This is a genomic window from Paenibacillus sp. PastF-3, assembly GCF_029893135.1.
GTDB lineage: Bacteria > Bacillota > Bacilli > Paenibacillales > Paenibacillaceae > Paenibacillus_AQ > Paenibacillus_AQ nitricinens.
This window is the reverse complement of the sequence record NZ_JARXWM010000016.1, coordinates 1-22592: the sequence shown is the minus strand read 5'-3', so window position 1 is coordinate 22592 and position 22592 is coordinate 1. Positions and strand designations below refer to the sequence as shown.

At 43.1% G+C, this 22592-nt stretch carries 16 protein-coding genes and 3 riboswitches; of the genes, 15 read left to right on the top strand and 1 reads right to left on the bottom strand.

The genetic code is table 11. The features are described 5' to 3' along the window. The 6 genes from M2444_RS25370 to M2444_RS25345 all read left to right on the top strand — a co-directional run bounded on the left by M2444_RS25370 (position 1) and on the right by M2444_RS25345 (position 8524). Positions 1 to 1347: a DUF58 domain-containing protein gene (locus M2444_RS25370; RefSeq protein ID WP_280788332.1), complete on the top strand. Its 1347-nt coding sequence runs from the start codon at positions 1 to 3 to the stop codon at positions 1345 to 1347. Next, entirely contained in the window at positions 1316 to 3715 is a 2400-nt protein-coding gene (locus M2444_RS25365; RefSeq protein ID WP_280788331.1) for a transglutaminase TgpA family protein, read from the top strand. The genes M2444_RS25370 and M2444_RS25365 overlap by 32 nt, the downstream gene beginning before the upstream one ends. 160 nt (positions 3716 to 3875) lie before the next feature. Then, positions 3876 to 5414: a glutamine-hydrolyzing GMP synthase gene (guaA, locus tag M2444_RS25360; protein WP_094877175.1), complete on the top strand. Its 1539-nt coding sequence runs from the start codon at positions 3876 to 3878 to the stop codon at positions 5412 to 5414. Between the two features lie 243 nt (positions 5415 to 5657). Further along, positions 5658 to 6374, top strand: a complete 717-nt coding sequence (deoD, locus tag M2444_RS25355; protein ID WP_280788330.1) for a purine-nucleoside phosphorylase — start codon at positions 5658 to 5660, stop codon at positions 6372 to 6374. A 99-nt stretch (positions 6375 to 6473) separates the two neighbouring features. Then, positions 6474 to 7652 carry a phosphopentomutase gene (gene deoB, locus M2444_RS25350; protein WP_280788329.1) on the top strand — a complete coding sequence of 393 codons (1179 nt, stop codon included), beginning with the start codon at positions 6474 to 6476 and terminating at the stop codon, positions 7650 to 7652. A gap of 128 nt (positions 7653 to 7780) precedes the next feature. After that, positions 7781 to 8524 carry a GntR family transcriptional regulator gene (locus M2444_RS25345; protein ID WP_280788328.1) on the top strand — a complete coding sequence of 248 codons (744 nt, stop codon included), beginning with the start codon at positions 7781 to 7783 and terminating at the stop codon, positions 8522 to 8524. Between the two features lie 106 nt (positions 8525 to 8630). On the opposite strand, the gene M2444_RS25340 is transcribed toward M2444_RS25345, so the two are convergent. Further along, on the bottom strand, positions 8631 to 10208 hold the full coding sequence (locus M2444_RS25340) for a carboxylesterase/lipase family protein (RefSeq protein WP_280788327.1): 1578 nt from the start codon (positions 10206 to 10208) through the stop codon (positions 8631 to 8633). A gap of 326 nt (positions 10209 to 10534) precedes the next feature. Between M2444_RS25340 and M2444_RS25335 the strand changes: the two genes are divergently transcribed. The 9 genes from M2444_RS25335 (at position 10535) to M2444_RS25295 (ending at position 22140) form a co-directional block, all read left to right on the top strand. Then, the gene (locus tag M2444_RS25335; protein ID WP_280788326.1) at positions 10535 to 10999 is read left to right on the top strand and encodes a hypothetical protein; all 465 of its coding nucleotides are present in this window, start codon (positions 10535 to 10537) and stop codon (positions 10997 to 10999) included. A 187-nt stretch (positions 11000 to 11186) separates the two neighbouring features. Next, positions 11187 to 11286, top strand: a riboswitch (purine riboswitch). A gap of 123 nt (positions 11287 to 11409) precedes the next feature. Further along, the gene (locus M2444_RS25330) at positions 11410 to 12810 is read left to right on the top strand and encodes an NCS2 family permease (protein ID WP_042184716.1); all 1401 of its coding nucleotides are present in this window, start codon (positions 11410 to 11412) and stop codon (positions 12808 to 12810) included. Positions 12811 to 12964: 154 nt separating this feature from the next. Then, entirely contained in the window at positions 12965 to 14944 is a 1980-nt protein-coding gene (locus M2444_RS25325; protein WP_280788325.1) for a glycosyltransferase family 39 protein, read from the top strand. Then, the gene (locus M2444_RS25320; protein WP_280788324.1) at positions 14941 to 16989 is read left to right on the top strand and encodes a glycosyltransferase 87 family protein; all 2049 of its coding nucleotides are present in this window, start codon (positions 14941 to 14943) and stop codon (positions 16987 to 16989) included. The genes M2444_RS25325 and M2444_RS25320 overlap by 4 nt, the downstream gene beginning before the upstream one ends. After that, complete coding sequence (locus M2444_RS25315; RefSeq protein ID WP_280788323.1) at positions 16986 to 18764, top strand: phospholipid carrier-dependent glycosyltransferase; 1779 nt, start codon at positions 16986 to 16988, stop codon at positions 18762 to 18764. The genes M2444_RS25320 and M2444_RS25315 overlap by 4 nt, the downstream gene beginning before the upstream one ends. A gap of 100 nt (positions 18765 to 18864) precedes the next feature. Then, positions 18865 to 19845, top strand: a complete 981-nt coding sequence (locus M2444_RS25310; RefSeq protein WP_094870685.1) for a glycosyltransferase family 2 protein — start codon at positions 18865 to 18867, stop codon at positions 19843 to 19845. Then, positions 19832 to 20239 carry a GtrA family protein gene (locus M2444_RS25305; RefSeq protein ID WP_280788322.1) on the top strand — a complete coding sequence of 136 codons (408 nt, stop codon included), beginning with the start codon at positions 19832 to 19834 and terminating at the stop codon, positions 20237 to 20239. Before M2444_RS25310 ends, M2444_RS25305 begins: the two co-directional genes overlap by 14 nt. 33 nt (positions 20240 to 20272) lie before the next feature. Beyond that, positions 20273 to 20923, top strand: coding sequence for a class D sortase (locus M2444_RS25300; RefSeq protein ID WP_280788321.1), 651 nt, complete (start codon positions 20273 to 20275; stop codon positions 20921 to 20923). Positions 20924 to 21047: 124 nt separating this feature from the next. Next, positions 21048 to 21128: riboswitch (cyclic di-GMP riboswitch) on the top strand. Between the two features lie 108 nt (positions 21129 to 21236). Then, positions 21237 to 21317: riboswitch (cyclic di-GMP riboswitch) on the top strand. Between the two features lie 13 nt (positions 21318 to 21330). Continuing rightward, entirely contained in the window at positions 21331 to 22140 is an 810-nt protein-coding gene (locus M2444_RS25295; protein WP_094874830.1) for a transglutaminase-like domain-containing protein, read from the top strand. Positions 22141 to 22592 lie beyond the last annotated feature (452 nt).

Below are 22592 nucleotides of genomic sequence, written 5' to 3'. Positions count from 1 at the left end.
TTGTCCTCTTCAACACTAATTGATCAACTGAAGAAAGATGCCGGAAGTGTCAAAAGCTTCTCTTATCCGCGTAGCCGAAGTGCTCTGATGGAATGGTTGAGGATGCTAACTGTGGCCGGAATTATAGGTGCTTTATATGTTTGGCGAGGAGGCCCGTCTTTGCTGTTTCTCCTGATCGTTGTTGGAGTTATTATGCTCGGTGGACTTATGCTTCAGCTCTCGTGTCCACGGAAGATTAAGCTAGTTCGCACGATTACTCCAGCGAGACCTATGGCTGGAAATACACTTCATGTGAAGGTACAGCTGAGCTTCTCTTCTCGGTTGCCTCTCCCTTGGATGGCCATTGCCGATTATTGGGGTGATAGCCATCATCAGAAGCTGCTATTTCCTGGATTCAAACGTTCTTTTTCATACACATACACGATTGAAAATTTATCTCGCGGCAATCATCATCTGCTGGGCTGTAGAGTAACTTGGGGAGATTTTCCGGGTTGGTTCACGGGAAGATCTGAACCGGATATAGGCCAGAGTTTCAAGGTGCTGCCAGCGCCTTTATATTTTGGGGGAGCTGTACCCGATAGCGGTTTTATGACGGGTGACACCTTGTATTCCCGACGGGGAAGAAGCATCAGTGATGAGGCTTTGGAATCCAGGGATTATGAGCCAGGTGATCCACTTAGCCGAATTCATTGGAAGAATAGTGCAAGAACGGGAGCGCTGCAGAGCAAAGTTCCAGAGCGGGAAAAGGCAAGAATGACCTGTATCGTATTGGCTAATGACCCGCCCAGCTACGAGGTTCCTACAGATGCGCTTAAACCTCGTGGAAGCCGTGACGATTCACCTCCGGCATTTGAGAAAGCGGTGTCGACAGCGATGGGGCTGATGCTCTCCGCTGAGCGTTCAGGTGCTTATGTTCAGTTGTTTAGCGGCGGTTGGCCAGAAGGGATGGCTAGACATGAAGGTCTGGGCAAAATCCCAGGGAGAGTACTGGATATTCTAACTGAAATTTCCCTGGACGGCACTAGAAACCTGTCGCTGCTGCTTGATGATGCTTCCCGAGGCTGGATTCCGGGGATGACAGTAGCCATTATTACGGGACGACTAGAAGAGGAATCTGCCAAGGTGATTGCCAAGTTCTTGATGCAAGGTGTGAAGGTGGAGCTTTATTATGCTTGGGACCAATCAGCACCGAAGCCAGGGGAGGCTCGCCAGCCTGTAAGGGGAACTGTCGGAGATAGTTTAGCTCGTCTTGGAGCACGAATGTTTTGTCTGGATGATGCATTGCCAGCATTCAGATTCAGGGAGGTAGAGTTCCATGAATCATCCGGAAAACCAACACTACGGTAAGGGAAAATCGGGTGATACAGAGCTGGCTATGAATGGCTTTCAGTTCAATTTGGGGCAAATAGAGAACAGACATGCCGGTAAGCAGAGAAAAGTGCCTCTGTACTATCGTTTGCTGTTCTCTTTGGCCATTATGGGGCTATTTATTGAATGGTTACTCCCTTTATATAGGTCTGCTTTATTAGAAGATACCTCCAAGATGCTACAAGTTCTAATGGTATTGGCGGCAGTGTTGCTGTTATGGGGGATATTTCAGATTCCGGGGTGGCTACTGCTAAGTATTCAATTTCTTATTACTGTTTCAGCGTGGTTTTACTTATGCAGTGGAGGCGAAGGTATAGGGTGGCTAAGGATTTATGCGGACGAAATTCCGAATGATCTCATTCTGCTTCTCTCTGGACATGTCTCTCAGTTAAGCGAGATCAGCAGGCTTTTGATATTGATTGTTGGTTGGGGGCTATTGGTATCCTCAGTACAGCAGCTTGCACTCTTCCGGGGGAGTACAGTGCTATTCACAGCAGTTACAATCATTTACTTGCTGGTCTTGGATATGGGCTTCGAAGTCAATACCACAATGGATATTGTGATATCAATGGGTCTTATCTTTTGGATGCATGCGATGAGTGGCCTCCTGCGTCTTCGAGAACGTGAGGGAGTTACCACACTGCCTTATGCGCGTTGGGGAGGGCTGACTTTGGCGGCAGCCATTGTCGTGATGGTAACAGCTTGGTTCGGTGGGCAGCTATTGGGGGCAAGACCAACGAGCGAGCTTACGCTGCAATCGGCATTTCAGAATTTGCAGACTTGGGCTTCAGGGCATTTGCCAGAAGATAAGGCGTCTAGTGCTTCAGGAACAACAGGGTATAGTTCGAATGACGGTGAACTCGGTGCCCCGTTATCCCGCAATACTGAACCTGTCTTTACCGCTATTACTAGCGAGCGTACATACTGGCGAGGTGAGAGTATTGCTTACTATGATGGCCGCCGATGGATTAGGGGGGGCGAAGAGTTTATGCCGCTTAATCTGTCTGGCCTTGCAAAGAATCCTCCCTCGGCGCTAAGCGATGATAAGAGCAAACGAGTACTTCAGCAGCAGATTCAATTTGTTGCGCCTTCCTCTGGGGGAATTCCTTTATTCAATGCGGGAATAATAATTGATGTTGAGTCGGTGGGTCTATCGAACGGCAGTAGACTGGGATATGTTCTGGCTAATATGGACAGGGAGAGTTTTCGTCTGCCGGATTCGATAGGATCTGCACGAATTACAGAGTATACAGTGAAGTCTTTACTTCCTGAGAGTGACCCTGTGATACTTCGTGGTATAAATAGTGACGATCCACAGGAAATTAAGGGCAAGTATTTGCAATTGCCAGATTTGTTACCTGCTCGAGTGAGAGATCTGGCGGAGAAGCTTACAGCTTCTGGTAATCGCTATGACGCTGTAACGTCCATTAAGGATTACTTACAGAGTGGGTATTCCTATACGTTGAACACAACGGTTCCGCCAGCCGGATCTGATTTTGTGGATCACTTTTTATTTGAGACAAAGCAGGGCTACTGTGTACATTTTGCAACAGCTATGACCATTCTGCTGCGCAGTGCGGGGATTCCAGCTCGCTATGTCCAAGGCTTTGGGCCGGGGACCTTGCAGGACGATGCTATGCCGGCGAAGTATTTAGTCACCCAGGGCGATGCCCATGCTTGGGTGGAGGTCTATTTCGCCGGCGCCGGTTGGGTCCCATTCGACCCAACGCCTGGCCCCGCTCTTGCCGCAGGCTTCGCCGCGCCGGCGCTGCCTGCGGCAGCCTCACTCGCGCCGCAAGCTGCGCGAAGTGCGGGCCTGCCCGCCCTGCCGCTGGCGGGCGGGACCTCCGCCGCGCCGCTCGCTGCCGCGGCGCTGCTTCCCGCCGCCGCTTGGCGCTGGCGGCGTAGCCTGGCTCTGCTGCTGGCCGCGCGCAGCACTAGCAGCATGAGCCGCGAGAGGCAGCTGCGAGCTGCCTCTCTAGCTTGGCACGGGCTGGCGGAGCGGTATGGACCGCCGCCGCCCGGTGTCACTGGCAGGGAGTATGTGGACTCCCTGCAGATTTACGATGCCGGACTAAGCGAAGCCGTCCGGCAGTTCGTACGCCAGTGGGAGACCCTGGCGTACGCGCCCGCGGCTCCAGCCTTCGTCGCGGCCGATCCCGCGAACGAAATGCCTACAATGTCAGCAACTTCTAAAATGTCAGCAAGGTCTATGATATCTGCGATCCCTGCAATCCCTGCAATGTCTGCGGCGCCAGCATCACCTGCAGAGATCAGCGAGCTTACTACTCATGATGCGTCCGCGTTTATACGTGAATGCCTGATCATCACCTTCCGGCTAACTTAATCGGTCAGAACAGCTGTTACTGCAATACAATTCCTTCCATGGAAAGGATTGTGCTTCATAAAGTTCAGCGCTCTCCAATTATGAGAAGTGTGTTCCCCTTTCCTTGACGATGAGAATTAACCATGAGTATAATGAATCCAATAATCAAGGGAGGCTCGTAATGAATAAGCCAAATGAAATTATCGTCGTTCTCGATTTTGGGGGACAATACAACCAACTTATCGCGCGCAGAATTCGGGACCTGGGAGTATACAGCGAACTTTTGCCGTACAATACGCCAGTAGACAAGATCAAAGCACTTGCACCTAAAGGGATTGTCTTCTCTGGTGGCCCTAGCAGTGTATATGCTGAAGATGCTCCACATGTAGATCCAGCGATCTATGATTTAGGAGTACCTATCTTCGGTATTTGCTATGGTATGCAGCTAATGGCTCACCAACTTGACGGTAAAGTGGAACGCTCCGCTAAACGTGAATATGGTAAAGCCGATATTGATTTTGAAGAAGGTACTGCATTAGTTGCTGGGCTAGAGAGCCGTCAGACGGTATGGATGAGCCACGGAGACCATGTAGTTGAACTTCCAACAGGCTTCAAGCTGGATGCAGGAACTGAAAGTGCGCCAATCGCGGCAATGAGCAATGACGAGCGCAAATTGTTCGCCGTTCAATTCCACCCAGAAGTGCGTCACTCTGTACATGGTAATGAGATGATCTCGAACTTCTTGTACGAAGTTTGTGGTTGCGACGGAAAATGGACAATGGAATCATTTATCGATGAAGCCATTCAAGATATCCGTAACCAAGTCGGAGATAAAAAAGTACTCTGCGCACTTAGCGGTGGCGTAGATTCATCCGTAGTTGCAATGCTTATTCACCGTGCAATCGGTGACCAATTGACTTGTATGTTTATTGATCATGGCCTTCTGCGCAAAGGTGAAGCGGAAAGTGTTATGGAGACCTTCGTCGGTAAATTCGATATTCATGTTGTGAAAATCGATGCACGCGAGCGCTTCATGAGCAAGCTTGCAGGCGTTGAAGATCCAGAACAAAAGCGTAAAATCATTGGTAATGAGTTCATTTACTGCTTTGACGAAGAATCGGCCAAGCTCGGAGATTTCGCATTCCTGGCACAAGGTACGTTATATACGGATATCGTTGAGAGCGGAACGGCTACAGCTCAAACCATTAAATCCCATCACAATGTAGGCGGTTTGCCGGAAGATATGAAATTCAGCTTGATCGAGCCATTGAATACCTTATTCAAGGATGAGGTTCGTAAATTGGGTGAAGAGCTAGGAATGCCGCGTGCTATTGTTTGGCGTCAGCCTTTCCCAGGTCCGGGACTTGCTATCCGTGTACTAGGTGAAGTGACAGAGGAGAAGCTTACTATTGTGCGTGACTCTGATTTCATTTTACGTGAGGAAATTGCCAAAGCAGGTTTAGACCGTGAAATTTGGCAGTACTTCACTGCATTGCCGAACATGAAGAGTGTGGGGGTTATGGGTGATGCTCGTACGTATTCTTACACTGTGGGCATTCGTGCAGTAACTTCCATCGATGGTATGACTGCGGACTGGGCACGTATTCCGTGGGATGTGCTTGAGAAAATCTCTGTACGTATCGTCAACGAAGTAGAGAACGTAAACCGTATCGTATACGATGTAACTTCGAAACCACCTGCAACGATTGAGTGGGAATAGGATCGGAGCAACAATAGATTTCAAAAAAAACTCTCTTTTATTTGCGAGATTAGCAAATAAAGGGAGTTTTTTTATTTTCCAAGTTAATAATTGTTATGGAGACACCGTTCGTTTTTCACAAATCCTTCATGAATACGTTTAATTGAAAGGGCTTGCAACCGTCGAAAAGTTATGATAAATTGTACTTGTCTAAAAAATAGACAAGATAAATAAATACATTTTCTACTAAAGGAGCCAATCAAAATGATGACTACTACCAAAGAAACACCTCATATTAAACCAAACGGAGTAGAGATCGCTGAATCGATTCTGTTGCCTGGAGACCCTTTAAGAGCAAAATTTATAGCGGAAACCTTTTTAGAAGATTACCAGTGCTTTAACGAGGTAAGAGGCATGTTAGGATATACCGGGACGTATAAAGGCAAGAAAGTCTCTGTAATGGGTACGGGAATGGGTCCAGCGAGCATGGGGATTTATTCTTGGGAATTAATCAATGTATTTGGAGTTAAGAATTTAATCAGAATTGGTACCTGTGGAGCCATGCAAGAAAACATTGAATTATACGATGTGATTTTCGGTATGGGAGCTGCAACGGACTCCAATTACGGTCATCAATTTAATTTACCTGGACAATATCCGTTGACGGCTTCCTATGAGCTATTGGAGAAAGCGAAGAAAATAGCGGATAATCAAGGACAAAAGGTTCATATCGGTAATATTTTATCTAGTGAAATATTTTATAACGCGGATCAGGCAGCTAATAAAAAGTGGCAAGATGTAGGGATTTTGGCCGTTGAAATGGAATCTGTAGCCCTCTATTGGAACGCTATCCAAGCACGTGTAAATGCGCTGTGTATTCTAACAGTGAGTGATCATCTTATTACAGGAGCAAAGACCACTCCGGAGGAACGCCAAACTGCATTTACTAAAATGATGGAGATCGCATTAGAATTAGCATAAATGACCTCCTTCACTTCAGCTTTAGCAATGATTTTATTTGGGGTTTTGTTAGGTCGGAAATCAGAGGGTCATACTACTAGATAAAGGATGAGCGTAAAAATGAAGAAATTTAAACGTGTACATTTGATCGTCATGGATTCAGTAGGCATTGGAGAAGGAAAAGATGCGGATCAATTTAACGATGTGGGTTCCCATACCCTACTACATATTGCAGAACATATGAACGGATTAAATCTGCCGAACCTAGCCAAATTAGGTCTATCTAATATTGAAGAAATTTTGGGAGTTCCGAAAGCTGAGAAACCACTTGCTTATTATACTAAACTACAGGAAAAATCAGTCGGGAAAGATACAATGACAGGTCATTGGGAAATCATGGGTTTAAATATTGATCAACCCTTTAATGTATATCCAAATGGATTTCCGGACGAATTAATTAAACAGATTGAGGACATTGCTGGCCGAAAAGTAGTAGCGAATAAGCCTGCAAGTGGAACGGCTATTCTTGATGAATATGGCGAACATCAAATGAAAACAGGGGATCTGATCGTCTATACTTCTGCTGACCCGGTTCTCCAAATTGCAGCTCATGAAGAAATCATTCCTTTAGAAGAGTTATATGATATTTGCGAAAAGGTTCGGGAAATTACTAAAGACCCTGCCTATTTAATTGGTCGTATCATCGCTAGACCTTATCTAGGCGAACCTGGGAAATTTACGAGAACCTCTAATCGTCATGACTATGCCTTAAAGCCATTTCATAAAACCGTTATGAATAGCTTGCAAGACGGAGGTTATGATGTCATCGCCATTGGTAAAATCAATGATATTTTCGATGGTGAAGGCGTTACAGAATCCATTCGTACAAAAGACAATATGGATGGTATGGATAAACTGCTTGATGTAATTAAGAAAGACTTCACTGGAATGAGCTTTTTGAATTTAGTTGATTTCGATGCTTTATACGGTCATCGTCGTGATCCGGAAGGCTACGGAAGAGCATTAGAGGCATTCGATAAACGATTAGATGAGGTATTCGATTCCATCCGAGAAGATGATTTGTTAATCATTACGGCTGACCATGGAAATGACCCGACCTTCCCTGGTACAGACCATACTCGTGAGTTTATTCCTGTCCTAGTGTATTCCAAGCAATTAAAGGACAATAGCGCATTACCTGAGCATGATACCTTTGCTGATATCGGTGCGACTATAGCAGATAACTTTGATGTTGATATGCCAGACAACGGTGAGTCTTTCTTGCCATTTCTTAAATAATTGATATCACGTAAAAACCTCCAAAGTTTCTGTTTGGAGGTTTTTACGTTGTGATTGAAGCAGAGAATGACATTCCTTGTCGCTTGAAAAACGATGTGTCATAATGGGGAGAAAAGGACATCAGATGAATGAACACACATAAACTAGATAAATTGAAACGGCCGCTTTATATCAATGTATATGATGAGCTTCTTCTTCAGATTAACAAAGGAGAATACCTCGTAGGTAGTCAGCTTCCTTCAGAACCGGATTTAGCCAAAAAACTCGGGGTTAGTCGCGCTACTTTACGGCAGGCTTTAGTTCTTTTGCAAGATGATGGATTAGTTAGAAATGTACGCGGTAAGGGAAACTTTGTACTTGAGTCTTCTTATAAACAAGAGGATATTCAATTAGAGAAACTGAGCAACCCCATGCATAAATGTCATATAAGCATATTTGACCAAGTAGATTTACATTATCGGCTGGACCCGCAAACGGAACATACCAAACAAGTATTAAGAAGAGATTCATCTGCAGTTGTAGCTTTAGAACGTTTGTATAGAGCAGGAGGAGAGCTACATGCTTACGCTTTTACTTTTATGTCCATGCAAGCAGTAGAGAGGTTATCTTTGGATCTTGATAATAAAGAGAGAATGCTGGATTTTCTAGAGAACAAGGCCTACGTAGATGCTAACCATGGGAATATTGAAATTAAATATACGCATACCGTTAACTTAGCTGATCGGAAAGGTAAATTAATGGGGCAGAACGAGTGCTTTTTACTACTAGAAACCCTGTACGACACAACGGAGCCAGATTATCCGTTAATGTATAATAAATTTTATATCCCACAGCAGTTCTCAAATTTAAAGTTAAATATGTCTAAAGGCTAACCAATAATAATAATGGATTAGAAAAACTCCCTTTTATCTGCGATATTTAGCAGACAGAAGGGAGTTCTTTTGACCCGAATCAAAGAGTTTTTCGATGGGGGATTGATTAATGCAAAATAAATCCTTCCTCTTCGTCCTCATTGCTTGGGAGGAAAGGCAGCTTCGGGTTCGTTTTCAATAAAGTATCCATCAACGCATGGTCAAAATTATGCTTTACTGCACAGTTGCGGTCAAAAATCATGGTTACCTCATCTCCCGGTTTACATGCCGGCCACTGGGGGAGGGAAGGGATGTTAGGATTGCCATAGCGTGCAAAGCTTACCCAGGCACCACAGATACGTTCCTCCATCCGATCGGAAACTCCCGGAATGAGGCACACAGGAACACGTTTCGTATTATGGAATACGAAAGGGATCTCAGCGCAGTGCCATGCTATCTTGCCGCCCTCAAAAGGAAATTCATAAGCAAACAAGTAGGAGTAGGTAGGCGCTTCCTCGTGTACGGATTTCTTCTCAATAAAGTCCTTGGTTGGAATACGGAAGAAGGTATCTAAGAATAGCAGGTCAGACAAGTATTTATCCGGATACGATTCCCTAAATTGTGCGACAAGATTTTCCGTATGACTGCCATACTTTTGAGTCAGCATCTCCATGGTGGCTTCCTCAGTCGCGTCCTGCTTGTTAGGGACACCGGGACCAAAAGCAAACTCACCAAATACGCTACCAATCAATACCGGAATGGTCTTCGCATGTTCGGTGAAGCCCACCTCTCTAGGATCGCCTACATAAAATTCATTAGGCATAGGATTGCCGCCAATGTATTCCCCTTGCATTGCGAGCGCTGGTGCAACTTTATTATAAGCTGCAGCTAACTGATGATAAGGAACCGCTTCCAATTTTTCCACTTCGGCCACGCCCATATTAAGCTCTGCTAACAGTGCCTTTACTATGGCAGTGCTATCGGTCTTCCGGGTGTCCAAAAACCCATCAATTAATCCGCTCTGGATAACGCCCTTATGGAACAGACCGTCTGCTGCGGGAGTATTCATTAGTGTCCATACCTTCATACCGCCACCAGACTGTCCGTAGATGGTTACATTGTCCGGGTCGCCGCCGAAAGCTGTAATGTTTTCCTGAACCCATTTTAAAGCTGCTACCATATCGGCATTTCCGGCATTAGCGGAATTGACGTATTTATCTCCAAAAGCAGACAGGTTCATGTATCCCAGAATATTCAATCGGTGATTTAAGGTTACTACGACCACATCGCCGAACTCGCTAAGCTTGTCTCCTTCATAAGCTACCTGCTCAATAGAAGAGCCAGCAGCGAACCCGCCCCCGTGTAGCCATACCATAACAGGTTTTTTGGCCTGCGGTTCAAGGCTCTGGGTCCAGATGTTCAGATACTGACAATGCTCATCCATAGGCCAGTAACGGTGAGGAACCAGCACTTCCATGACGGGCTGATCCTGGGTTAACATGGGAGACACATAACCGTAAGCGAGTGCATCCTTAATTCCCTCCCAAGGCGCTACTTCTGTAGGCATCTGGAAGCGTTTGGCATCTGCGTACTTTATCCCGTGAAAGGTATAAGTGCCGTTGACCTGAAAGCCTCTCATTTTTCCGGCTTTAGTCTGTACAATGGGTTCTGCTGAGGAACATACGAAATTTTTTGCTGTCATCATGGAAATCCTCCTTACATCAGATAGCCCCATTATAATAAAAGAAGGATAGTGAAAAATATAGGAAACTTATCTGCTTTATCCTTATTCTTTGCTTCTTTTCTGGAGATCAGCAGGTCTGGTCTCAGGATAAGAAAATAATCATGATAAAAAAGTCAAGATTCCCGTATGCAGCAGAATTCATCACCACCCTCTAGAGGTCATTGCTAATTTGATCCCATAGGATTTTTTTGCGATAGATTCTTATGGAAAAAATGTGATAGACGCTATATAGCTGCTCAATATGAAAGTGATAAAATGGAAAAAATCTATCGTAGGGGGAAATTGACATGGGATTTTCTCTTCTCGGCACACTAATGGCCTTAATTATCCTTGCACCTAGTTTGCTAATGATTAAGTTTCCACCTGAGAATGCACCTGCTGGTGTTCGAGATGCAGGACCGGTCTTTACAATTTTGGAGAGAGTAGGGCAATTGGGTTGTATCGGCATTCTTGCAATTTCAAAGGATAACTTTCAACATGTGAAATTCGGTGTGATAGCTGCCTTCATCGTCTTGTTTATCGTTGTTTATTATGGTCTATGGGTTCGATATATAGTTAAGGGGCAGCAATTTAAATTATTATGGGACCCTTTAGTTTTTATTCCGATCCCGATGGCAGTTCTCCCAGTATGTGCATTCGGATTGGCAGCGATTTGGGGGGAATCTATTTTTTTGAGTATTGCAGTAGTTTGTTTAGCAATAGGACATTTAGCTAATTCTTGGCATAGTTATATGTACTCCAAGAATCAATAACTAGAATTATAGGGAAATATACCCATGCAAATAGTGATTGGATAGTTAATAAGCTACATAACTAGAGCTGGTTTTACAGTAGATAAAAGCTTGGAAATGTGTGATTTACGAACAATGGAAAAAATAAAGTCGAAAATGTTCGCTTTTTATCATTGACAACTTATGTGGTATCCACCTAAAATGATAGAGCACAACAACATAATTCTTTCGTATATTTCCGGGAATTGGCCTGGAAGTTTCTACGAGGTCACCGTAATGACCTGGCTACGATTAAGAAGAGCAGAGCAACCCCACATGGTCCTGGATTTAGGGCTATGGTCACGGGTACTACTCTTTTTTTCGAGCCGGTGTCTATCAGATACCGGCTTTTTGTTGCTGTCAGACACAACATACCTTAGGGGGAGAACAATTTGAATCGGTTTTTCAAGTTGAAAGAGAACGGCACCACAGTTCGTACAGAAATCATGGCGGGTTTGACCACGTTCATGGCAATGGCTTACATCTTGTCGGTTAATCCGAGTACTTTAACAGCATTTGGCCGTATTGATATGGGCTGGTATTCTGTATTTCTAGCGACTGCGCTGGCAGCAGGTATTTTCACCATCGCAATGGGCGTGTTCATAAACTTTCCAGTGGCATTGGCACCTGGTATGGGACTTAACGCATATTTTGCTTCCGTAATTCTATCTTCCGCCACATCAGAGCATCCATTCACTTGGCAAATGGGTCTGACAGCCGTATTTATTTCCGGTTTGATCTTTATCTTGCTGACTGTAACTCGAGTGCGACAGATCTTACTAACTGCAATTCCTGACAGCTTGAAACATGCGATTACAGTGGGTATCGGGATGTTCATTACGATCCTTGGTCTTAAGAACAGTGGACTCATGACGATTGGTGTTGAAGCTGGTAAAGACATTCCTGCTAACACTTTCACAGATGTCCTTTCCTTTGAAACTATCATTCACATGGGTAGCCTAGAGAATTCCAATGTACAATTGGTAATTATCGGACTTCTTCTAATCTCTATCCTGATGGTATTGAACGTTAAAGGTGCAATTTTATTCGGTATCTTGGGAACAACTGTCGCTGGTATGTTGATGGGCGTAGTTGATTTCAGCGCATTGTCCAGTCCGGCAACGCCTTGGGTTCCTGACTTCACACAATTGAACTTCTTCCAATTTGACTGGGATGGTATCCTGCACACAGGTATTGTTTCGGCGATTGCAACCTTCACATTTGTAGAGCTGTTTGATACATTTGGTACACTTGTAGGTACAGCTCAACGTGCAGGTATTATGGATAACCCTGAAGAAGGTAATAGACGTGTAGGTAATGCAATGTTTGTCGATGCAGTTGCTGTAGCAGGTGGTGCGGCACTGGGTACTTCGACTACTACTGCTTTTGTAGAAAGCGCGGCAGGTGTTGCTGAAGGTGGACGTACAGGTCTTACGGCTGTAACAACTGGCGTATGTTTCTTGCTTGCATTGTTCCTTGCTCCGGTGGTTGCTCTTATTCCTGGATCTGCTACAGCCGCAGCATTGATCGTCGTAGGTGTGCTGATGGCACAATCAATTCGTCAAATTGATTTTCAAGATATGGTTGTTGCGATTCCAGCATTCCTTACGCTTGTTATCATGCCGTTCACTTATAATATCGCTAACGGTATTTCCTTCGGTATCGTAACTTATGTAATTCTTGCTTCTGTAGCTAACCTTGCGGGTAAGAAGAAATACGATATTCACTGGATGATGTGGGTACTTGCGATTCTGATCGTTCTCCGTTATGTATTCCTTGGTAGCGAAGGCTAATATATATATAGTATTTCTAAAATTCATCTCGGGCTCCTTCATTACTGAAGGGGCCGTTTTTTTATTTTCGATTATGTATTCTTCTGTTCAACTTGTTGTAGGTTCTGCCTTTCCATCATCCAATATTTAGATTATATTGTTGAAGAGGTGATGAATGTTGTCCACAAGATTTAGCAATTGGTATTCTTATTTTAAGAACAATCCTTGGCCTCTCTTATTGTTTTTGTTAGGGGCTGTAGTTCGTATTCTTTACTTTGGTTCTATTCCAGGTGGCTTGAATCAGGATGAGGCATCTATAGGTTATGATGCTTACGCTATTCTTCATTATGGAATAGACCGCAATGGTATTCATTTACCTATTCATCTCATTGCTTGGGGAAGCGGACAGAATGCACTTTATGCTTACTTATCTTTACCTTTCATATTATTGTTCGGACTCACTCCAATGTCTGTACGTGCTGTTAGCTTAATCATGGGTCTACTGGGTATGCTCGTATTCTATCTTCTTTCCAAAGAGCTATTTACTTCCAGAACTGCTGGTATTGCGGCCATGTTTTTTATCGCAATTAATCCTTGGCATATTATGATGTCTAGATGGGCACTGGAATCCAATTTACTTCCCACTCTGATTCTGCTCTCCGTTTATATGTTACTTAAATCATTTCGAACTCCAAAATGGTCTTATGGCTTTACAATCATGCTTGCCCTTTCACTTTATGCTTATGGAACCTCCTATTTTTTTGTCCCGATATTTGCTTTAGGTACTGGAATTCTTCTATTCTATACAAGAGCACTAAAGCTTCGGACTATTCTATGGAACGGTGTTCTGTTTATATTAATGGCGCTCCCAATCTTCCTATTTATTATGATTAATCGATTGTCGTTAGAAGGGATTTCGACTCCCTTGTTCTCCATTCCGAGATTGACGACGCCGCGTGTGGAACAAGTAACATCGATATTTGGAGGTCAACTCTTACATACAATATCAAGCAATTTCCGGGAATTTATGAAGATATTGATTAGCGGATCGGATGGTTTACCTTGGAATTCAATTTCACCTTATGGATACGCGTATCCTATTGCGTTACCTTTTGTTCTTATAGGACTTGTATTGATGTTCACAACATTACGAAGCCGTGGTCGTGAGAGAACGGGATGGGTCGTTGTTTTACTATGGTTGTTTGTTTCGGTATTGATGACCTTTGTTACGAACGTGAATATTAATCGGATGAATGTGATTTTCTATCCTATCATTTTGCTGATTGTTGCAGGGTTTATGTGGTTAAGCAAGAAAGTAAAAGTATTAGGAATTCTGTCGGCTGTAGCCTTTAGCTTATTTTTTGTTCTATTCACGACAGTTTATTTCCGTGATTATCCTAAAGAGATTGGACCAGCTTTCTTTGAATCTTTCGGTGAGGCTATTCAATATGCTTCTGAAGAGAGTGACGGGGACATTTACGTAACAGACAAAGTTAACATGCCCTATATTTATGTCCTTTTTTATGAGCAGATCAATCCCCATGATTTCTTAGCAACGGTTAATTATTCTAATCCTGGAGGTGCATTTCAGCAGGTATCTTCCTTTGGAAGATATAAATTTGGAAATTCAAGCATAGCTCCGGGAGAGGCAGCGACATATATCTTTTGGAATGGTGATCCCATTCCTGCTGAAAGCGATAATTATTCAGTTAAACGCTTTGCCAACTATACTGTTCTGACCGCTAAGACTGGGGTAATAGAGGAAGTCTCGGAATTTACAAATGGGGGATTTGAAGAGGGGATATCAGGTTGGAGCTTCTCATCCGGTACGGGTGTAGCGACCAATAATCCCTATAATGGAAGTTATTTAGCCTATCTTGATCCGGGATTTGACAAAACGATTACACAATCTATCAGAATAGCAGAACCCGGAGAATATAAGCTTGCTATAATGGTTAGTGCCGGAGGAGAAGAAGGAAAAGTTGGCGTCCGAGTTAATGGGGGAGTGCGGGCAGAGGCGGAAATACCTGTTAGTGAGATCTATCAAGAGCTTATACTTCCAATGGTATCTATCGGTCAGAATGAGCAAACTGAAATTTTTATTAAAGGCGGTAAAGGCTGGATTAACATAGACGAGGTGAGGTTGGAACGATGATCAAGAGTACACGTACGGCCGTAGTGACTGTATTGATGCTGTTATTGTTTTTGCTTCCTGTAACAAGCATTTATGCAGATGGAAATCTATTGCAGAACCCTGGATTTGAGGAGGGGGGAGAGGATGCTCCTTCTAACTGGACTAAGGATATGTGGATTTCTGGAGACAACTCTGGCATACTTTCAATCCAATCGGACGAGGTCCACTCCGGTAGTAAAGCGGCAGTCATTGAGAATATCGAGCCCAATCATGTGAAATGGGTGCAGACGATTAAGGCAACGCCGGACAGTTATTATAAAATTTCTGGATGGATCAAAGTTGTAAGTACCGCAGGCGAGGGAATGGGCGCCAATATCCTTGCCGTTGGAGTAGGTGGGGGTTATCCCAGCGTAACGGATACAGCAGGAGAGTGGCAGTATCTTGAATACATAGGTCAGACAGGACCTAAGCAGAAAGAATTCGGCATAGGTGCAGCTTTGGGAGGCTATTCTAGCTTGATTCAAGGTAAGGCTTATTTTGATGATTTGTCTGTAGAACAATTAGATGCAGCTCCCGAAGGGGCTAATGTCATCTCACTGGATAGTGCAGCAGTTAATCAGGATGCGGGTGGCAAAAAAGCGGATACCCCACATAAAGTATCTCCAACTAAGATGCTGTTGATCTCAGCACTGTTCAGTGTGTTTTTTGCAGTGCTTTATACAAAAGCATTCCGCAGTGAGAAGCTAATGAAGCAACCAGAGAATGTCTATTCCAAATGGTTAAGTATTGCCATCGGAGTTGCTTTTATCCTAAGGGTTTGGATGGGTCTGACGGCACAAGGCTATCAGAATGACATGAATACCTTTATAGCTTGGGGACAGCGTATGGTTGATTTAGGTCCAGGCAAGTTTTATGAGGAAGGGTATTTTGCCGATTATCCACCAGGTTATTTGTACATTTTGTACCTGCTTAGTCTTATTCGCGGCGTATTTGGCTTTGTCCATGATTCGGGTGGAGAGAATTTACTATTTAAACTACCGGCGATTATTTCTGATTTAGTGCTGGGTTACATCATATATCAAATATCTCGCAAAAAACTGGGTACAGGGATAGCTTTTGGCTTAATGCTGTTGTTTCTGTTTAATCCGGCGGTGCTCGTTAACTCAGCAGCGTGGGGACAAGCGGATTCGTTCTTTTTGATTTTCCTGTTGCTCAGTATTCATGGCGCTGCGAACAAAAAGTTTGTTCAATCCGCGATATTGTTTGCATTAGCAACATTAATCAAACCACAAGCGTTAATATTTACGCCGGTATTGATGTTTGCTTTTTATCATCACCGTGCTTGGAAGCAGCTTGGATTAGGAGCTTTGTATGGATTAGGTATATTCGGATTGCTTGCTGCACCATTTTTCTGGAATAACGGTGGTTTAGTTGGGATTATTAATCTGTATAAGAGTACCTTATCTTCCTATCCCTATTCTTCTGTGAATGCATTTAATTTGTATGCACTGACTGACCCCATGTGGTCATCCCTTGACTTAACCTGGTTGGGCATTACTTATCGTGTATGGGGCTTCATATTTATTTTAGTGGCAGTAGCCGTAGCAGCGTTTTATTCCTTCAAAAAAGATCGCTTGGATTTATCCAAATCCTACTTTATCGGTATGGTGCTCATTGTAGTGGTCTTTGTGCTAGGAACCAAAATGCATGAGCGCTATATGTTCCCTGCTATTATTTTATGCATGTTCACTTATATAGCGAGTCGGGATCGTAGGTTTTTATCCTTATTCCTTGGATTCAGCTTAACGCAGTATATCAATGTAGCTTATACGTTGACCCATCTGAATGCAGGTGTAAATCCAGGTGCAGATGGAATCGTTTTGGTCACTTCTATCACTAACCTGTCATTATTGCTATACATGCTCTACATCGGTTACGACGTGTATGTTCGTGGAGGAGTAAAACCTCTTCCAGCACCACCAACACCTGAAGAAAAATATGAGGAAGACCTTAAAGTCGTCGAGCAAATAAGACCGCACCAGAAGGGAGGGAGACTTAAGCGATGAAGTTTAAGCGTATAGATTGGATATGTATTCTTGCCATTACTGCCGTTTACGCGGCAATTGCTTTATATAATTTAGGTTCTACTAAATCTCCAGAGACCTTGTGGGAGCCAGCTGCCAGCGGTGAAAGCTTCTATGTAGATCTAGGACAGACTAAACAATTGGAACGAGTGAATATATTCGGTGGTGTAGGTACCGGTAAGTTTAAGCTTGAGTTCAGTGAATCTCCTGATGTTTGGAGCAATTCGCTGGATGTGAGCGAGGATGTTGGGAATGTCTTCATCTGGAAAAGCCAACCTTTGAATGTTGCAGCAAGATACGTGAAGTTTACAGTCACATCTCCAGGGTTCACTTTAAATGAAATGGCCTTCTATGAGCAGGGAGGCGAAAGAGTACCTCTTCCTATAGCCGGTGTTACACCGGATGCTAATGCAGCCGTAAAAAGAGGAGAACCTGCCAATCTTTTTGACGAGCAGTCACTCATCCCAGAATATTCTAACTTTATGAATAGCACTTATTTTGACGAGATCTACCATGCACGGACAGCTTATGAATATACACATGGGATTGTGCCTTATGAGAACACTCATCCACCACTAGGCAAGCTATTGATCGCAGTAGGGATGGAACTGTTCGGAGTCAATCCTTTCGGCTGGCGTATTATCGGAACATTGTTCGGGATTGCCATGCTGCCTCTCATTTATGTAATGGCACTACGTCTCTTTAAAAAGAGCAAATATGCAGCACTTGCAGCTGGATTGTTCGCACTGGATTTTATGCATTTCACACAAACAAGAATCTCTACGATCGATGTATACGGAGTATTCTTCATCATGTTAATGTTTTATTTCATGCAGCGATATTACACTATGAATTTCTTCAGGCAGCCCTTAAGAAAAACGCTAATTCCGTTATTCTGGTCCGGTCTATTTTTCGGAATTGGTGTAGCCTCCAAATGGATTGTACTGTACGGAGGAGCTGGGCTGGCCATTATGCTAGCGATTTCGCTCTTCGAGCGCTACAGAGAATACCAAGCATCGGGACGGTTGCTCGCGGAAGGGAAGATCAAAGACAAGGAACTGCTAGGCACTTGTCGCGAAGCCGTAAATTCATTCTGGAAGAATACCATTATTACACTAGCTAGCTGTATTGCATTCTTCGTAATCATACCGGTCATTATTTATAGTTTATCTTTTGTTCCGGGTTTATCTGCTTCCGCAGAGGGCTTTACTATAAAAGGCTTGATTGATTCTCAAAAGAACATGTACAACTATCACAGTCAGCTTGTAGCTACACATCCTTTTGCGTCCTCCTGGTGGCAATGGCCGTTTATGAAGAGACCCGTCTGGTTCTTCAGTGGCAGTGAAGGATTGCCGCAAGGTCAGGTCAGCAGTATAGTGACTATGGGGAATCCGCTTATCTGGTGGACGGGTATATTCGCAATGCTGGCAACGCTGTGGATTACACTGAAACGCAAGGATAAGAACCTTTATATGATCTGGATCGCATTTTTCTCACAATATGTTCCGTGGATGCTTGTCCCAAGGGAAACCTTTATCTACCATTATTTTGCTATGGTGCCTTTTATGATTCTTGGTATTGTATATATAATGAAGTTGTTAGATAGTAAGTATCCTGAGGCTCGTTATGTTAGTTATATCTATGTGGCTGTTGCTTTGCTGCTCTTTGTCGCCTTCTACCCAGTCCTATCAGGGATGCAGGTAAGCGGAGATTATGTGAAGGATATGCTGCGTTGGTTCCCATCTTGGGTTTTCTAAGATTTTTTCAAAATATCTATAACAATAAGTTTATGCTTACAGCGTTATTATGAGGAATAGAAAGTTGTAACGCTCCATAAAGCTTTTAGGAGGAATAAAGGTGAAAGCCAGATATAGTGTAATTGTACCCATGTTCAATGAGGAGCAAGTAATTAGCGTTACTTATGAACGTTTGAAAAAAGTAATGGACGAATGCGGCGATACTTATGAGCTAGTCTTCGTTAATGACGGAAGTCGTGATCGTTCGGCCCAGATGATTCGGGAGATCAGTGATCGGGATGAATGCGTCAAGCTAATTGACTTCTCGCGTAATTTCGGACATCAGGTAGCGATTACAGCTGGCATGGACTATGCCGAAGGTCAAGCGGTTGTTGTTATTGACGCTGACCTTCAAGATCCACCGGAGGTCATTTTGCAAATGATCGAGAAGTGGAAAGAGGGCTATGACGTTGTGTACGCGAAGCGGCTGAAGCGCCGTGGAGAAACGATGTTCAAAAAAGTAACGGCTAAGATCTTTTATCGGTTGCTCAGCAGCATGACAAGTGTAGACATTCCTACGGACACAGGTGATTTCCGTCTTATTGATCGTAAGGTATGTGATGTCTTGCGGGGTCTCAAGGAAAAAAATCGGTATGTCAGAGGTTTAGTGAGCTGGGTCGGCTTCAAGCAGACGATGGTGGAATATGAGCGGGAAGAACGATTTGCAGGAGAAACTAAGTATCCTCTTAAGAAAATGATTCGCTTTGCGCTGGATGGGATCACTTCTTTTTCGCATAAGCCACTTAAGATTGCTACGTATGTCGGATTCTTTCTTTCCTTCTCCAGCTTTCTCTATTTATTCTTCGTATTGTTTCAAAGAATCTTTTTCACCTCATGGACGGTTCCGGGTTGGGCTTCCATTGTAGGCGTCAATTTGCTCTTTAACGGTATCGTTCTGATGCTGCTAGGTGTAATCGGTGAGTATATTGGACGGATTTATGACGAGTCTAAGGATAGACCATTGTATATTGTCAGTGAGACCATAGGATATCGTAACGAAGAAGAAGTGGATCGCCGGAAGGATTACAATGATGTCAGATAAGAACTTGCGGACTGCTTTCATACAGTTTCTCAAATTTAATGCTATAGGTCTGGTAAATACCCTCATTGATTTCGTAATCTTCACATTACTGAACTCACTTGGGATGGTATATGCATTGGCACAGGTGATTTCTTATAGTGCAGGGACAGCGAATAGCTTTATTTTGAATAAAAAAGTAACCTTTCGGGATCGCGATCGTGGCAAAAAAGAAGGTTTTGATAAGGTACAGTTGTTGAAGTTTATCATGCTGAATCTGGTGGTCTTAGGGATATCGCTGCTATTAATGCATCTGTTGACTGACAAGTTAGGCATTCAAGTGTTGATCTCCAAGGTATTAGTAACCTTTGTTACGGTGATCATTAATTTCTTCGGAAGTCGTAAATGGGTATTCTAAAATCAAGAGAATCAATACACGGAGGTGACAATCATGCGTAAATTCTCGTACGTGCTCATACTGGCTGGGATCCTTATCATGCTCTATCCAAAAGCTAACGAATGGTATAACGACTGGCAGCAGGATAAGCTATTAGAATCAGCTGAACTCAGCACCACTGAAAGCACTCCACCACCTGATCTGAAGAGCAGATATGCCGAGGTCACTCAGCTACTAGCGGAGGAATCCGTTCTAGATGCACAAGCACAGCCGCAAGAAACAGAAAAGCCGGAACCGGAAATTGAAGTGGGTGGCAAAGTCATCGCATTAATTGAGATCGATAAGATCGATCTGAAGCTGCCTGTATTAGAAGGGGCTACTAAAGCGAATATGAAGCATGCTGCGGCCCATATGAAAGAAACAACTCCATTAGGAGAAATAGGGAACGCTGCAATAGCTGCGCATAGAGCTAGAACTACGGGCAGATTGTTTAACCGATTGAATGAGGTTGTGATTGGGGATACGATTTCGGTAAAAACTAGCGATCAGACTTATAATTACGAGGTTTATGATATTTCTGTTGTACTTCCTAGTGATGTGTCTGTTCTAGACGGGAATAACAAAGATAAAATTCTTACCCTAATTACGTGTGACCCACTAGTAGATCCTACACATCGTTTGATTGTTCATGCCAAGCTTTCCTAATCGTTGACGAGAAATAACAAGAGAACTCAAATACAGAGAAATAACTATAAAATAATAGTAAATCTAGCAATTTTGTTCTTGTTTACGAGGATAAATATGGTAGTATAAGACTATAAAAGCTAAACACGATAAACGGCAAACCTATCGAAAGGTAGGGACGCAAAGCTAAAGGGCCTTCCCGAAAGGATGGCAGCCAGTTACCGAATGAAGAGGCTTTTTTTGTTTTTATAAAATATATAAGAATCTTAGATTCATATTTCTACTAGGACTGATTCTGTTAATTTGTCTAGTGAAATTAGAACAGATAGAGCTTATACGATAACGGCAAACCTATCGAAAGGTAGGGACGCAAAGCTAAAGGGCCTTCCCGAAAGGATGGCAGCCAGCTACCGAAAGGGGTTTTATCCGTGAAAAAGGTTTATTTTATGATGATGGCGCTGTTCGTACTAATTACTGCGGTTCCGGTAAGCACAGCTCAAGCCGCAAGTGTAGATGCGAGCTGGTTGATTACATCAAAAGTGGCTCAAGGTGTTATTGGGATTAACTATGATATTCCGAAAGATAAAAGAATCAAACTCATGATCACTAAAGACAACAGCAGCTATACATATAACTTATATGCTTCTGGACAAGCTGAGGACTTCCCTTTACAACAAGGTAATGGTACTTATAAGGTTTCTGTTCTTGAGAACACAACAGGAAATAAATACAAATCGTTATATTCCGAAGTAGTAGATGTAACCATGAGTGACTCGAATTCCGTATATTTGGGCTCCGTACAGAATGTGAAATGGAGTTCTTCTGATAAAGCGATCCTTAAGGCAAAAGAGCTTACAAAAGGCAAAACAACAGATGAAGAAAAAGTTAAGGCAATCTATAACTATGTAGTTGCTAATGTACAATACGATTATTCTCTTGCTAATAACGTAACAACAGATTATATTCCGAACATTAACAACACTTTGAATACTAAAAAAGGAATCTGCTATGACTATGCTTCTCTTTTTGCCGCAATGCTGCGTAGTGTAGATGTGCCTGCTAAGTTGGTGATGGGGAATACTAGCTACGTTACCCAATATCATGCATGGAATGAAGTACTGATGGATGGGAAATGGGTTACTATTGATACTACGGTAGATGCATCGGCAGCGAAGAGTAAGAAGAATGCAGATTTTATTAAGGCTTCAAGTAAGTATACTGCAGCAAAATACTATTAATTTGCATCGCTAGAATCATAACTCTATTAAATAAACAACCAGCTTAATTATTAAGCTAGTTGTTTATTTTTCTATTAGGGGTTGCTTTTCTATGAATAGATAGGTTATTATAGTTAAGCGTTGTTGGAAAGCGTACAGGCAATGTTTGAGAGAGTGATATAAACGGCTTTCGAAAAATAAAGCTTGCATTACTGAGAACAACATGATATATTATAAGAGTTGCTGCTGAGACATTAAAAGGCGCCAACGAGAACTTGATCTTTGAAAACTGAACAACGAGTGAGTAGGAAATCACGAAAGTGAAATCCAAAACTGATGAGTTTCACAGCGTATTTTACGCTTTTGAAATTTCATCGTGAGAATTAATTTTCTCGTCAGATGTTTCAAAATGAGCATATCGCTCTTTTCAATACTAATTGGAGAGTTTGATCCTGGCTCAGGACGAACGCTGG

Coding starts and splice junctions, on each gene's coding strand:
- M2444_RS25340 (WP_280788327.1), bottom strand. CDS start 10,208: ATGATGACAGCAAAAAATTTCGTATGTTCCTCAGCAGAACCCATTGTA.
- M2444_RS25305 (WP_280788322.1), top strand. CDS start 19,832: ATGATGTCAGATAAGAACTTGCGGACTGCTTTCATACAGTTTCTCAAA.
- deoD (WP_280788330.1), top strand. CDS start 5,658: ATGATGACTACTACCAAAGAAACACCTCATATTAAACCAAACGGAGTA.
- M2444_RS25365 (WP_280788331.1), top strand. CDS start 1,316: ATGAATCATCCGGAAAACCAACACTACGGTAAGGGAAAATCGGGTGAT.
- M2444_RS25300 (WP_280788321.1), top strand. CDS start 20,273: ATGCGTAAATTCTCGTACGTGCTCATACTGGCTGGGATCCTTATCATG.
- M2444_RS25315 (WP_280788323.1), top strand. CDS start 16,986: ATGAAGTTTAAGCGTATAGATTGGATATGTATTCTTGCCATTACTGCC.
- M2444_RS25325 (WP_280788325.1), top strand. CDS start 12,965: ATGTTGTCCACAAGATTTAGCAATTGGTATTCTTATTTTAAGAACAAT.
- M2444_RS25345 (WP_280788328.1), top strand. CDS start 7,781: ATGAACACACATAAACTAGATAAATTGAAACGGCCGCTTTATATCAAT.
- M2444_RS25335 (WP_280788326.1), top strand. CDS start 10,535: ATGGGATTTTCTCTTCTCGGCACACTAATGGCCTTAATTATCCTTGCA.
- M2444_RS25320 (WP_280788324.1), top strand. CDS start 14,941: ATGATCAAGAGTACACGTACGGCCGTAGTGACTGTATTGATGCTGTTA.
- guaA (WP_094877175.1), top strand. CDS start 3,876: ATGAATAAGCCAAATGAAATTATCGTCGTTCTCGATTTTGGGGGACAA.
- deoB (WP_280788329.1), top strand. CDS start 6,474: ATGAAGAAATTTAAACGTGTACATTTGATCGTCATGGATTCAGTAGGC.